The organism is Mesorhizobium sp. P171375, assembly GCF_057786075.1.
Genome location: NZ_JBYNWF010000001.1, coordinates 1,001,874 through 1,015,327, shown reverse-complemented (window position 1 = coordinate 1,015,327; position 13,454 = coordinate 1,001,874). Strand labels below are relative to the sequence as shown.

General features: G+C 63.9%; 13 protein-coding genes. 6 read left to right on the top strand and 7 right to left on the bottom strand.

The window, feature by feature from the left end; genetic code table 11:
* Nucleotides 1-45: 45 nt before the first annotated feature.
* Entirely contained in the window at nucleotides 46-2,016 is a 1,971-nt protein-coding gene (locus tag ACYHH6_RS05010; RefSeq protein ID WP_352582918.1) for a tripartite tricarboxylate transporter permease, read from the bottom strand.
* Nucleotides 2,017-2,023: 7 nt separating this feature from the next.
* Nucleotides 2,024-3,013 (bottom strand): Bug family tripartite tricarboxylate transporter substrate binding protein, encoded by a 990-nt coding sequence (locus ACYHH6_RS05005; protein WP_352582920.1) that lies wholly within the window; start codon nucleotides 3,011-3,013, stop codon nucleotides 2,024-2,026.
* Nucleotides 3,014-3,314: 301 nt separating this feature from the next.
* Between ACYHH6_RS05005 and dnaK the strand changes: the two genes are divergently transcribed.
* The 6 genes from dnaK (at nucleotide 3,315) to ACYHH6_RS04975 (ending at nucleotide 8,975) form a co-directional block, all read left to right on the top strand.
* A complete protein-coding gene (dnaK, locus tag ACYHH6_RS05000; RefSeq protein ID WP_112559044.1) occupies nucleotides 3,315-5,231 on the top strand; it encodes a molecular chaperone DnaK in 1,917 nt (638 codons plus the stop codon).
* Nucleotides 5,232-5,452: 221 nt separating this feature from the next.
* Nucleotides 5,453-6,583: a molecular chaperone DnaJ gene (gene dnaJ, locus ACYHH6_RS04995; protein WP_352582922.1), complete on the top strand. Its 1,131-nt coding sequence runs from the start codon at nucleotides 5,453-5,455 to the stop codon at nucleotides 6,581-6,583.
* A 121-nt stretch (nucleotides 6,584-6,704) separates the two neighbouring features.
* On the top strand, nucleotides 6,705-7,310 hold the full coding sequence (pmtA, locus tag ACYHH6_RS04990) for a phospholipid N-methyltransferase PmtA (RefSeq protein WP_352582924.1): 606 nt from the start codon (nucleotides 6,705-6,707) through the stop codon (nucleotides 7,308-7,310).
* A gap of 45 nt (nucleotides 7,311-7,355) precedes the next feature.
* Nucleotides 7,356-7,952 (top strand): NADPH-dependent FMN reductase, encoded by a 597-nt coding sequence (locus ACYHH6_RS04985; RefSeq protein ID WP_112559047.1) that lies wholly within the window; start codon nucleotides 7,356-7,358, stop codon nucleotides 7,950-7,952.
* Nucleotides 7,949-8,662: an orotidine-5'-phosphate decarboxylase gene (gene pyrF / locus ACYHH6_RS04980; RefSeq protein WP_352582927.1), complete on the top strand. Its 714-nt coding sequence runs from the start codon at nucleotides 7,949-7,951 to the stop codon at nucleotides 8,660-8,662. Before ACYHH6_RS04985 ends, pyrF begins: the two co-directional genes overlap by 4 nt.
* A gap of 25 nt (nucleotides 8,663-8,687) precedes the next feature.
* A complete protein-coding gene (locus tag ACYHH6_RS04975; protein ID WP_112559048.1) occupies nucleotides 8,688-8,975 on the top strand; it encodes a DUF1330 domain-containing protein in 288 nt (95 codons plus the stop codon).
* On the opposite strand, the gene ACYHH6_RS04970 is transcribed toward ACYHH6_RS04975, so the two are convergent.
* From ACYHH6_RS04970 to ACYHH6_RS04950, 5 genes are all read right to left on the bottom strand, one after another.
* Nucleotides 8,972-10,030 (bottom strand): D-alanine--D-alanine ligase family protein, encoded by a 1,059-nt coding sequence (locus ACYHH6_RS04970; protein ID WP_352582929.1) that lies wholly within the window; start codon nucleotides 10,028-10,030, stop codon nucleotides 8,972-8,974. The two genes, ACYHH6_RS04975 and ACYHH6_RS04970, sit on opposite strands and share 4 nt — an antisense overlap.
* 120 nt (nucleotides 10,031-10,150) lie before the next feature.
* Entirely contained in the window at nucleotides 10,151-11,026 is an 876-nt protein-coding gene (locus ACYHH6_RS04965; protein WP_352582930.1) for an SMP-30/gluconolactonase/LRE family protein, read from the bottom strand.
* The gene (locus ACYHH6_RS04960; protein WP_352582932.1) at nucleotides 11,026-11,667 is read right to left on the bottom strand and encodes a 2-dehydro-3-deoxy-6-phosphogalactonate aldolase; all 642 of its coding nucleotides are present in this window, start codon (nucleotides 11,665-11,667) and stop codon (nucleotides 11,026-11,028) included. Before ACYHH6_RS04960 ends, ACYHH6_RS04965 begins: the two co-directional genes overlap by 1 nt.
* Nucleotides 11,664-12,632 carry a 2-dehydro-3-deoxygalactonokinase gene (locus ACYHH6_RS04955; RefSeq protein ID WP_352582934.1) on the bottom strand — a complete coding sequence of 323 codons (969 nt, stop codon included), beginning with the start codon at nucleotides 12,630-12,632 and terminating at the stop codon, nucleotides 11,664-11,666. The genes ACYHH6_RS04960 and ACYHH6_RS04955 overlap by 4 nt, the downstream gene beginning before the upstream one ends.
* Nucleotides 12,629-13,396, bottom strand: coding sequence for an SDR family NAD(P)-dependent oxidoreductase (locus ACYHH6_RS04950; RefSeq protein WP_352582936.1), 768 nt, complete (start codon nucleotides 13,394-13,396; stop codon nucleotides 12,629-12,631). The genes ACYHH6_RS04955 and ACYHH6_RS04950 overlap by 4 nt, the downstream gene beginning before the upstream one ends.
* Between the last annotated feature and the right edge of the window lie 58 nt (nucleotides 13,397-13,454).

The following is a 13,454-nucleotide window of genomic DNA, read 5'->3' as shown; positions in this document are numbered from 1 at the left end:
GCCCGCCTTGAGCTCTGGCGCTGCCTGCGCATCCGCGCCGCCGTTTCAGAAATCTTTAAAAAGACCGGCCAGCCAAGGCGCCGGCCAGGGCTGCGACGCCAGGAGATCGAACACCGCATAGATGCAAAGCGTCGTGCCCGCGGCGACAGCCAGCGCCATCTTCGGCGACCGCGACCCAAGCAACCAGATGCCGCCGGCCACGAAGATGAAGGTGGCCGCCAGATGCCCGGCCAGCAGAACCAGAAAGGCGAGCGCCAGGCAAAGGCCGAGCACGGTGAGATTGCCTTTCATAGCCGGCCCGTCGGAAGGCTGCCATTCGCCGGCCGGCGCCATATCGGTCCCGGTGGCGGTGACCGGCGCTCGCCAGCGCAGCATGGTCTGGACAGTCGTCAACAAGGAAAACAGCGCCAGAAGGCCGGCCGTAATGGCCGGGAAGATGGCGGCCTCGAAGGGAAAATCGAGCAATGCCGTGACCAGAGCCGCGACGCCAAGCAGCGTCAGCGCACTGCTGCCGGCGATATCGGGCAACGCCGGCGGCAAGGAGTCGGCATTGCCGCGGGCTTTGATCCAGGACACCGTCTGCCTGACCACGCCGGCAATGGCGAGGCCGAGCAGGATGAGCACCAGCGGCTGTTTCAGCCAGGCCCAGCCGGAAATCTGGTAGGCGAGGAAGAAATAGTTTTCGAGGCTGGGGCCGAGCACGAAGCCGAGCGAAAAGGCCGAGCGCGGCCAGTTGAGCTCCTTCATTGCCATGCCGACCGCGCCGACCAGCATCACCAGCAGGAAGTCGAAAGCGCTCATATTGGTCTGGTAGGCGCCGACGACGATAAAGGTGACCACCAGCGGCACCAGGATCGCTGCCGACACTTGCGCGATACGCGCCAACTGCCTGGTCAACAGCAGGCAAGTCACGGCGCCGACGATGTTGGCGACGGCAATCGACAGCACCATCGAAACGGTGATCGCGGCGTTCTTGCCGAGCATATCGGGGCCGGGGACAAGGCCGTGGATGACAAAGGCGCCGAGCAGGATGCTCATCGAAGCCGATCCCGGCACGCCGAAGGCGATGGTCGGGATGAGCGAGCCACCCTCCTTGGCATTGTTGGCGCTTTCCGGCGCAATGACGCCGCGCACATTGCCCTGGCCGAATTTCGGCCCGGGACCCGGCCGGCGCGAGGCATGGCCATAGGCGATCCAGTCAAGCACGGCGATGCCGATGCCGGGCACGGCGCCGAGCAGCGAGCCGATGGCGCTGCAGCGCAGCACCAGCGGCCATTCGCGCAGCGTATCCCTGATGCCTTGCCACATGCCGGCATAGGTCGGCCGCTCGGCGTTGCCCTGGATCGAGCCGCGCATGAGCAGCGAGGCCAGTTCGGGCAGGCCGAACAGACCGAGAAAGACCAGCGAAATCGGCAAGCCATCCCAGAGGTAGATCTGGCCAAAACTCCAGCGCTCGATGCCGGCAATGCTGTCGATGCCGATGAAAGAGGCCAGCATGCCGAGCATCGCCGCCGCCAGACCCTTTAACGGCTGGCTGCCGGCAAGGATGGCGACGATGGAGAGACCGAAGGCGCAAATGGCGAAGAAATCCGGCGTCTTGAGGTAGAGCACCAGCGGGCGCATGACGGGAATTGCCGCCGCCAGCACCAGCGCGCCGAACACGCCGCCGATCATCGAGGCCGAATAGGAGGCGCCGAAGGCGCGTGCCGCTTCGCCCTTCTTGGCCATGGCATGGCCGTCAAGCACGGTTGCCGCGGCACCGACCGAGCCCGGAACGCCGAACAGGATGGCCGGAATGGTGTCCGACGTGGTGGTGACCGAACCCATGCCGAGCAGCAGCGCGAAGGCGGCAAAGGGGTCCATATTGTAGGTCATCGGGATCAGCAGGGCCATGGCGAACAGGCCGCCAATGCCCGGCACGACACCGACGACAAGGCCGGCGAACACGCCGGTAACCAGCATGAGCATGCGAAATGGCTGCGCCATCTCCACAATGGCGGTAAGGATCAGATCCACATTAGGCCTATTTCACGAGTTCCCGGGCGGCGGCGAAGACCGCAGGCGTGGCTTTCAGCTGTTGCGCGACCAGCTGGCTGATCGCTTCGCCGGATGTCGGTTTGAGGGTGAGGTCGCCAAGCTTCGTGGCATCGGCGAGAAAATCGGCATCCACGACCATCGCGGAATAGGCCTTGCGCAGCGCGTCGACGGTCTCTTTCGGCACGCCGGGCGGGGCGACGAGCGGATGGTGGATGTGCAGCGCCGATTCGATGAGATCGGCCGCCTGACGTGCCGTCGGGTCGGCGATGGTTGCCGAAATGCTCGGCGTCGCGCCGGAACCGCCCTGCCCGAACGTGCCGATAATGTTGATCGCGGCGCGATCGCTTCTGAGCAGGGAGCTCGATACCCCGCACATGCCGGCGATCTCGCCGCGTTGCATGGCGAGTTCGATATCGGCGGTGCCGTCGAAACCGGTGACGATCTTGTATCTGGCCTTCATGCCATTCTTGGCCAGTGCGGCGAAGATGTAGGTCGTGCTGTTCTTGCCTGTCGCTCCGATCAGGAAATCCGACTGCAGGAACTTTTCCATCGTGTCGATGCCGGATTGCTTGCTGGTCAGGCAATACGCTGGATCATCGACCATCGAACCGATCCACTGCAAGGCAAGCGGGTCGAAAGTCGCGTTTTCGGGATCGAGGATCGGGGCGTAGAACATAGCCTCGCTGATCGAGGCGATGACGCTGCCGTCGGCCGGTTCGCTGCCCACGAGCATCTTGGTGAGCTTCAGACTGCCACCACCCGGCACATTCTGCACAATGATGTTGGGCTGCCCGGGCAGAAACCTGCCGAGATGACGCGCAATCAGCCTCGAAGTCTGGTCATAGCCGCCACCCGCGCCATAACCGACCTTGATGGTGATTGTCTGGAATTCGACTGCCTGGGCCGGCGGGCACGTGACCCATGAAAGGCTGGCAACGGCAAAAAGGGCGAGCAATCGCGCAAAAATCCAACGCATTATCCAATCCCCAAACGAAATGGCACTATAGCTGCGGCAAAAACGATGAGAAGCGGCCTTTTCGTCCATAATGCTGCCCGCTCGACCGCTTCCGCCCGACGGAGGGTCGATTTGGCACAAAGAGACGCATCGTGGACGCCGTGCGCAGAATGCTTGCGCCCGATGCCGCCTGTTCTTATATACGCGCCAAGCCGCCCAGCGCCGGAATGCCGGTAGCCGGGGCGGAATTTCTTGTGAACAGGGGCTTTCGTCGGAACGCCTTACGGGTCCTGAGAGCCTGCTTAGCGGAGAGACTAGAAAAATGGCAAAAGTAATCGGTATCGATCTCGGCACCACCAACTCCTGCATCGCCATCATGGATGGCAAGGAACCCAAGGTAATCGAGAATGCGGAAGGCGCGCGCACGACGCCTTCCATCGTCGCCATCTCGGGCGACGGCGAACGTCTCGTCGGCCAGCCGGCCAAGCGCCAGGCGGTCACCAATCCTGAAAATACCATCTTCGCGGTCAAGCGCCTGATCGGCCGCCGCTATGACGATCCGGTGACGGAGAAGGACAAGAAGCTTGTCCCCTACAAGATCGTCAAGGGCGACAATGGCGATGCCTGGGTCGAAGCCGGCGGCAAGAAGCAGTCGCCCTCGCAGATCTCGGCCATGATCCTGCAGAAGATGAAGGAAACGGCGGAAGCCTATCTCGGCGAGAAGGTCGAGAAGGCGGTCATCACCGTTCCGGCCTATTTCAACGACGCCCAGCGCCAGGCCACCAAGGACGCCGGCAAGATCGCCGGCCTGGAAGTTCTGCGCATCATCAACGAGCCGACGGCAGCCGCGCTCGCCTACGGCCTCGACAAGAAGGATGGCAAGACCATTGCCGTCTATGACCTTGGCGGCGGTACGTTCGACATTTCGGTGCTCGAGATCGGCGACGGCGTGTTCGAGGTGAAGTCGACCAATGGCGACACCTTCCTCGGCGGCGAGGATTTCGACATGCGTCTCGTCGAATATCTGGCGGCCGAGTTCAAGAAGGAACAGGGCATCGACCTGAAGAACGACAAGCTTGCCCTGCAGCGCCTCAAGGAGGCGGCTGAAAAGGCCAAGATCGAGCTGTCGTCGACGACGCAGACCGAAATCAACCTGCCCTTCATCACCGCCGACGCAACCGGCCCGAAGCACCTGACGCTGAAGCTGACCCGCGCCAAGTTCGAGCAGCTGGTCGACGACCTCGTCCAGCGCACCATCGAGCCGTGCAAGGCGGCGCTCAAGGATGCCGGCCTGAAGGCTGGCGAAATCGACGAAGTGGTCCTGGTCGGCGGCATGACCCGCATGCCCAAGATCCAGGAGATCGTGAAGCAGTTCTTCGGCAAGGAGCCGCACAAGGGCGTCAACCCGGATGAGGTCGTCGCGCTCGGCGCCGCCATCCAGGCCGGCGTGCTGCAGGGCGACGTCAAGGACGTACTGCTGCTCGACGTGACGCCGCTGTCGCTCGGCATCGAGACGCTGGGTGGCGTGTTCACCCGCCTGATCGAACGCAACACGACGATCCCGACCAAGAAGAGCCAGGTGTTCTCGACCGCTGAAGATTCGCAGTCGGCCGTGACCATCCGCGTCTTCCAGGGCGAGCGTGAAATGGCCGCCGACAACAAGGCGCTCGGCCAGTTCGACCTGGTCGGCATCCCGCCGGCGCCGCGCGGCGTGCCGCAGATCGAGGTCACTTTCGACATCGACGCCAACGGCATCGTCAACGTTTCGGCCAAGGACAAGGGCACCGGCAAGGAGCACCAGATCCGCATCCAGGCCTCGGGTGGCCTTTCGGATGCCGACATCGAAAAGATGGTCAAGGACGCCGAAGCCAATGCCGAGACCGACAAGCAGCGGCGTGCGCTGGTCGAGGCCCGCAACCAGGCCGAGGCGCTGGTGCATTCGTCCGAGAAGTCGCTGAAGGAATATGGCGACAAGGTTTCGGAGACCGAGCGCACGGCGATATCGGATGCGATCACCGCGCTGAAGACCGCGGCGGAAGGCGACGACGCTGCCGATATCGAGGCCAAGTCGCAGACCCTTGCCGAAGCTTCGATGAAGCTTGGCCAGGCCATGTACGAGGCCTCGCAGAAGGAAGCGGCGGAAGCCGACGCCAAGGCGGACGCCGCCAAGGATAGCGACGTGGTGGACGCCGATTTCGAAGAAATCGACGAAGACGACGACAAGAAGAAGTCGGCCTGAACGGCCTGACGGCAAGATAGTGCAGAAAGCCCGGCGCAGGCCGGGCTTTTTTGCAACCCTCGCTGAAAAAAGTGCGGGTCCTGCCGAAAAAGTCACCGAAAAACACGGACAAGTCCGCGCCGGCCCTAGCATCCGGGCAGCACCGCTCCTAAATCGAGACAACGTGCCGGCAAACGACGCGACATGCATCAAGACGTTGAGCATCCGGACTGCGGGAAAAGATGAAAGCTGATTTCTACGAAACGCTGGGCGTACAAAAGGGCGCGGACGACAAGGAGCTCAAGAGCGCTTTCCGCAAGCTCGCCATGCAGTTCCATCCCGATCGCAACCCCGGCGATCATTCCTGCGAGCACAAATTCAAGGAAATCAACGAAGCCTACGAGACGCTGAAGGACCCGCAGAAGCGCGCGGCCTATGATCGTTTCGGTCACGCCGCCTTCGAGCAAGGCGGCATGAATGGCAGCGCGCAAGGTTTTGGCGCCGGCGGCTTCGCCGACATTTTCGAGGATATTTTCGGCGACATGATGGGCGGGCGCCAGCGCCGCTCTTCCGGCGGCCGCGAGCGCGGCGCCGATCTGCGCTACAATATGGAAATCACGCTGGAAGAGGCGTTTGCCGGCAAGACCGCGCAGATCCGCGTGCCGGCCTCGATCTCATGCACGGAATGCTCCGGCAGCGGCGCCAAGCCCGGTACCCAGCCGGTGACGTGCTCGATGTGCCATGGTCACGGCAAGGTCCGCGCCACGCAGGGTTTCTTTTCGATCGAGCGCACCTGCCCGCAATGCCAGGGCCGCGGCCAGACGATCAAGGACCCGTGCCCGAAATGCGCCGGCCAGGGCCGTGTCACCGAGGAACGCTCGCTGTCGGTCAACATTCCGGCCGGCATCGAGGACGGCACCCGCATCCGGCTTGCCAATGAGGGCGAAGCCGGCCTGCGCGGCGGCCCCTCGGGCGACCTCTATATTTTCCTGGCGGTGAAGCCGCACGAATTCTTCCAGCGCGACGGCGCCGACCTTTACTGCAAGGTGCCGATCTCGATGACGACGGCAGCGCTCGGCGGCTCCTTCGAGGTGACCACGCCGGACGGTAGCCAGACCAAGGTGAAAGTGCCCGAGGGCACCCAGAACGGCCGCCAGTTCCGTCTCAAGGGCAAGGGCATGCCGGTGCTGCGCCAGCCCAATGTCGGCGACCTCTACATCCAGACTGCGGTCGAGACGCCGCAGAACCTGTCGCGGCGCCAGCGGGAGCTGCTGGAGGAGTTCGAACAGCTGTCGTCAAAGGAAAACTCGCCCCAGTCGAGCGGTTTCTTCGCCCGCATGAAGGACTTTTTCGAATCCTTCAGCGAGCGCTGATTTCCACGCACAGGGCCGCCACACTTCCCGAACGTCATCAACATCTTATGCCAGATCGTGCCTTGCCTTGGACCTGTTAGCTGCTAAGTAGCATGCAGGGGGGTGGTTGAGGAGAACTTGCATGGCACGTGGTCCGGGATTGCGGAAAGCGCTGGCGGAGAAGTTCGACGACGAACTCAAATTCTTCAAGGGCTGGATCGACAAGCCGAAGACCGTCGGCTCGATCGTTCCGACAAGCTCCATCACCGCCCGCAAGATGGCTTCGATCGTCAATCCGAAGTCCGGCCTGCCGGTGCTTGAGGTCGGCCCGGGCACGGGCGTCATCACCCGCGCCATCCTCGCCCAGGGCGTTCGGCCCGAAAACCTCTACGCGGTCGAATACAACACCGATTTCGTGCGCCACCTGCGCCAGCTCTATCCCGGTGTCAACGTCATCGAGGGCGACGCCTTCAATCTCAATGCGACGCTCGGCGACAAGCGGGACATGGTGTTCGATTCCGTCGTCTCCGGCGTGCCGCTGCTCAACTTCCCGGTCGCACAGCGCATCGCCTATATCGAAAGTCTGCTCGACCGCATCCCGGTGGGGCGGCCGATCGTACAGCTGACCTACGGGCCGCTGTCGCCGATCCCGCCCGGCCGCGGCGACTACACGGTCAAGCATTTCGATTTCATCTTCCGCAACATCCCGCCGACGCAGCTGTGGATCTACCGCCGCGAGGCGCATTGATTTGAGTGATCCTTGGCTGTACCTGTCCCGGGACAAGGTTGGCCAATGGCAGTGATTCCGAAAATCCTCGTCTTTGCCGGCTCGGTGCGCAGCGGCGCCTTCAGCGGCAGGACCGCCGATGTGGCGCAGAAGGAGCTGGCCATGCAGGGCGCCGAGGTGACGCGTATCTCGCTGGCCGACTATACGCTGCCGATCCTGGACGAAGATCTCGAAAAAGAAAAAGGCGTCCCCGACAATGCCGTGAAGCTCGGCCGGCTGATCGCCGCCCATGACGGACTGCTGATCGCGACGCCGGAATATAACGGCTCGATCCCGCCGCTGCTCAAGAACACGATCGACTGGGTAAGCCGGGTGCGCACGGATAGCGGCCGCACGTTCAGGCCGTTTGCCGGCAAGGTCGCCGGGCTGTGCTCGTCTTCCAACGGACATTTCGCCGGGATACGCTGCATCAACCATCTGCGCGCCGTGCTGGTGCGCTGCCGGATGGAAGTGGTGACGCCGGAATGCTCGGTAGCTGATGGCGGCAGTGCCTTCGACGCCGACGGCAATTTCAGGGATGAGAGACTGAACAAATCGATGGAGCACCTATGCCGCACGCTGATCGAAACCTCGCGCATGCTGTCGACCCGGATCGGGGCATGATTGCCGGAGCCATGCAGGCACAGACCATGAGAGACAGACTGATTGTCGGCCTCGACTTGCCGACGGTGAAAGAAGCCGAACGTGCGGTGAGCGAGCTCGATGGCGTCGTCTCCTTCTACAAGATCGGCTACCAGCTGGCCTTCGCCGGCGGGCTCGACTTCGCCAAGGACCTGGCCAGCGGCGGGACAAAGATCTTCCTTGACATGAAGCTGCTCGATATCGACCACACGGTGGCCAAGGGGGTCGAGAACATCGGCAGGATGGGCATGACGATGCTCACCATCCACGCCTATCCCAAGGCGATGAGGGCAGCGGTTGAGGCGGCCGAGGGCAGCGGCCTCTGCTTGCTGGCGGTCAGCGTGCTGACCTCGATGGACGAACAGGACGTGATCGACGCCGGCTATGAGTACGATCCGCATACGCTGGTACTGAGGCGCGCCGAACAGGCGCTGCATGCCGGCATGGGCGGCATCGTCTGCTCGGCCGAAGAGGCGGAAGCGGTGCGCCGCATCGTCGGGCCTGATCTGGCGGTGGTGACGCCCGGCATCCGGCCCAAGGGCAGCGACCATGGCGACCAGAAGCGCGTGGTGACGCCCGGCCAGGCGATCCGCAATGGCGCCAGCCATCTTGTTGTGGGCCGCCCGATCGTCGCTGCAAGCGACAGGCGTGCAGCGGCGGAGGCCATACTGGAAGAGATGCGCGCCGCCTGACATTTTTCGAACCAGGAGAAGAACAATGCCAAAGGGATACTGGATCGCCCGCGTCGATGTGCGCGATGCTGAAGGCTACAAGGACTATGTCGCGGCCTCAAAACTTGCCTTCGACCGCTTTGGCGCGAAATTCCTGGCGCGCGGCGGCGAGCACGAAAAGGCCGAGGGCCAGGGCCGCGCCCGCAACGTCATCATCGAATTCGAATCGCTCAGCGTGGCGCATGATTGCTATCACTCGCCGGAATACCAGCGCGCCGTCGCCATCCGCCAGAAGGTGGCCGACGGAGAGATCGTGCTGGTCGAGGGTGTCTAGCGCTTGAACCTGTTCGCGGCGGTTGCGGCCATCGCATCGGCCAGTGTCATGCCCCACTGTGCTCGGCAATAGGCACGGAAATCGAAGCAGGGCAGACCGGGGCAGACCTCGAACTCGATGAGGTGGACGTGATCGTCGGCCTCGACCCTGAAGTCGATGGAAAACACATCGCGCAGGCCAAGCCCGCTCATTAGTCGCTCGGCAATACGACGGATGGTTGCCGCGGCAGCCGGCTGGGCGTCGACGACCGGCTCCAGCACCGGTTCGCTGTAGAGCCCGGCTGCCTTGGCGGCTTCGCCGGTGTCGCCGTAAAGCGCCATCGAGTCGGCCATGGTCTGGAAATCGCCGGCGGAATCGACAAAGGCGATGCCGAGCGCTTCGGCGCCGGTTTCCGGCTCAAGCCCGAGGAAGCTGGCGCGGACATTGCGCCCGGCGACATAGGGCTGGACGACGACATCGTCGCGATAGGCGGCATAGACACGCCGGCTAAGTTCCAGCGCGTGCTGCAGATCAGCCACACGCGAATCCGGCCAGATGCCGACCTTGGAGCCGAGCCGGTTCGGCTTGACGAACCAGCCGGCGGCTGATGGCCGCGGCTCGGCCAGCCAGCGGCCGTCGCGCGCGAGGCCGGCCTGCGGCACCGGCAGGCCGAGCGCGCCGAGCACGGCGCCGGAACGGAACTTGTCCTGGCAGAGCGCGAACATCGCATCGTCGGCGCCGATGGTCCTGAGTCCATTCAGCCTGGCAAGTGCAGGCGCCGCAGCGCCGCGGAAATAGGCGATTCCGTCGGTCAGAGTCCAGACCAAGGTCGTTTCAGAATCGGCTTTCGCCAGCGTTGCTGCCGCATCGTGGAGTTCGATCGGCAGGAAGTCGAGGCTGCGTCGCTCGCAAGCGGCGGCAAGTTCATCGAATTCGGGGGCAAGATCGGTCGATTGCGCCAAATAGGACGAGATTTCCAGGGCACGCTCGACAGGAAAGCCATCGGCAACCAGCCGGTCGAAACAGGCCTTTTCCGGCTCGTGGACGAGGATCAAGGTCGGGTGGTTCTGCGGCATCGGATGGTCGGCTCCCGGCGATAGAGGCTATTACCATCGCACGGCAGGCACCATCGGCTTGCGTGAAACCGACCGGGCCGGGCGGTTGCGTGACAACCCTCAACGAAGCACTGGTGCCTCTCAGGCGATCAGCACGCGCGGCTCGAAGCGGCCGTTGACGGGGATGTCGAGCAGGAAGGTCATGCCGGCCTGCGGGTCAAGCTTGCGTTGCTTGTCGTCCTTGCCCTTCCAGGCCGAGGTCACCGCCAACCGGTCGGCCTTGAAACCGACAAAGGCCGGGCAGGAGGACTGCGTTGCCGGCATCGGGATTTCGCGCAGCAGCGTGCCGTCGGGCGCATAAGCCTTGACCGCCTTGCCGCCCCAGACGGCGTTCCACAACACGCCGTCGCGGTCGACGACCGAGCCGTCGACATAGCCCTTCGAGGAGCGGTGGTCGACGAACACTTTCGATTCGCCAACCGGCAGGCCGGTCGCGGGGTCGCAGGCGACGCGCATCAAAAGGCCGGTCGCGGTGTCGGTGTAGTAGGCGATCGTCCCATCCTGCGAGAAACAAATCGAGTTCGACACGGTGATGCCGGTGTAAAGCGTACGCAGCTCGCCTTTGAAGAACCAGTAGATCGAGCCGGCGCCCTTGCCCTCGTTTTTGGCCATGGTGCCGACCCAGAAGGCGCCGCAAGGGTGGACGCGCGAATCGTTGGAGCGCGTCAGCGCATTGCCGGCTTCGATGGCCGTATGCAGCGTCAGCTTGCCGGTCGCCACATCGCGGACGTGCAGGCCGGTCTCGGTGGCGATAAGCTGGCGCTTGTCGTCGATGATGGCGATGGCGCTGGCCATCTGGCCGAGCTCATGGACTTTCAGCACACCTGAGGTGACGCCCTGCTCCAGCAACAGCCCGTTGACGATGTCGAACCAGAACAGCGTATCGGTGGCCGGATCGTAGCTCGGCCCCTCGCCGAGTTCACAGATATGATCCGAAAAGACCGAAACCTTGTCCATCATGCCTCTCCGCCGAACGCCGCATCCCAGGCCGTCACCGCCGCCCGGGCACGCGTGGCCACCTCGTCGACGCTCATGCCCGGTTTGAACAGGCTGGAGCCGAGGCCGAAAGCGGTCACCCCAGCTGACTTGTAGCCGGCAAAGTCTTTCTCCGAAACGCCGCCAACGGCGCCGACCACCGTATCGGCAGGCAGCACGGCGCGCATCGCCGAAATGCCGCCGGCGCCAAGCACGCTTGCCGGGAAGAATTTCAGCGCCGAGGCGCCAAGCCGGATGGCCAGAAACGCTTCGGTGGGGGTGAACACACCGGGCATCGTCACCATGCCATGGTGCATGGCGCGGGCCATGACCTCGGCATCGATGTTGGGGCTGACCAGCAGTCTACCGCCAGCCTTGTGCAGCGCGTCGACATCGGCCGACGTCAGCACCGTGCCGGCGCCGACCAGCGCCGTCCTGGGCAAAGCCGCGACAATGCTGGCGATCGAGACGAACGGCTCGGGTGAATTGAGCGGCACTTCGATTGCTTCGATGCCGGCATCAAACAGCGCCTGGCCGATGGCGACAGCCTCGCCGGGCTTCAGCCCGCGCAGAATGGCGACAAGACCACGCTTGAGCTTCGGGAAAGGTGCGGTCTGGGTCACGCGCTCACTCCATTTCTGGCAATCATGCCATTTTCCCGCGCGGCCTCGATCAGGCCGGCACGCACCGCTTCGTCGGCGTCGACCGTCCTGACAGAAAGCCCGGCAAGGTCGAGCGCCTGCCGGTAAAGCGCCGCAAGCGAGCCGGAAGCGACCAACACGATTGCGGTAGTGCTTTCGCCGTAGCGGCGACCTGCCGAGGCGATCTCCCCGCCGATCAGCAGGCCGGACAAGCAGGCGGAGGCGTCATCTGCCTTGAGGTCCTGCAACAGGCCGGCGGCGCGGATCGAAAACAGCCGCGACGTTACATCCCCGCCCTCGGCCAGCGCCTTGCGGCACCAGTCCTGGAAGAATGGATTGTCAGCTGTGACCGGCTTCGGATTCTCGCCCAGCGAATGGCGCAGGATCGAGTGAGTGGCCAGCACCGAAAAAAGCTCGCCCGTTGGCCAGGTGCAAAAACCATCGACCGCCCCGTCCTCGACGAGTACCCATTTCGAATGGGTGCCGGGCATGCAGACGAGATGGCGACCCTTTGCCGGCAAACCGGCGCCGGCAAGCTGGGTTTCCTCGCCGCGCATGACATCCGGCGCGTCTTCCAGGCGCTGCGCCAGGCCAGGCACGATGCGGATGTCGCGGCTCTGGCCGGGAATGCGGGCGGCACCCGCGAGAATGGCGCCGATCGGCGCCGGCACGGTGACGTAAGGCGCCTCCACCCAGCCCTGGCGCGAGCCGGCCATGCCGCAGATTATGACCGGCAGTGTGTCAGGTGCGCCAAGCGCCGCTAGATGGCCTTCGAGGATGGCCGAAAAACCTTTCTGCTGCGCGGTGATCAGGCCGTCATCGCCGCGACGTTCGGCAAGCACCCCACCCGCCTCGTCGACCAGCCAGACCCGCATACGGGTCGTGCCCCAGTCGACGGCGGCGACGGCCGGAGCTTTGCCCGCTGCTGCCTGGCTTGCCGGGCTCACAGGAAACCCCCGTCGACGATCAGCATTTGCGCCGTCAGCATGCGAGAGGCGTCGGAGGCAAGGAACAGCACGGTGCCGACAATATCGTCGGGCTGCATGACCTGCTTGATGCACTGCTTGGCTACATGAGCGGCGAGCCCCTGTTCGGTGACCCAGAGTTCTTTCTGGCGTTCGGTGATCACCCAGCCCGGCGCAATCGCGTTGACGCGGATGCCATCGACGCCGAGCTTGCCGGCGAGGCCTTTGGTGAGACCGAGGATGCCGGCCTTGGCGGCGGTATAGGCCGGCATGTCGGGGTGGTTGATGAGATAGGAGGTCGAGGTGAAGTTGATTATCGAGCCGCCGCCGGCCCGCTTCATGCCCGGCGCCACCGCCTGTGCGGTGAAGAAATGCGGGCGCAGATTGACGGCGAGGTTGTTGTCCCAGAACTCGACGCTGACGTCAGCCACATCGTGGCGCTCGTCCCACGCCGCATTGTTGACCAACACGGTGACGTCGCCATGCACTTCTGCCGCCTGGGCCGCAGAGGCGCGCAGCGCCTCGACATCACGCAAATCGGTCTTGAGGTAGAGCGGCCGCCGGCCAAGTTCCTTTTCGACGCGGTCGGCAAGCAGCGTGCTTGGGCCATCGGCGATGTCGATGAAGGCGACATTGGCGCCCTGGCGAACAAAACCCTCGGTCAGCGCCGCACCAATTCCCGAACCGCCACCGGTGATCAGCACCGAGGCGCCCCTGAGGTCGGCAAAATCCGCCGATGGCATCATATTTTTTGTCTCCCAGAGCGGTTCCCCGTTTCATGGCAACGGGTAACAGCCCTATCTC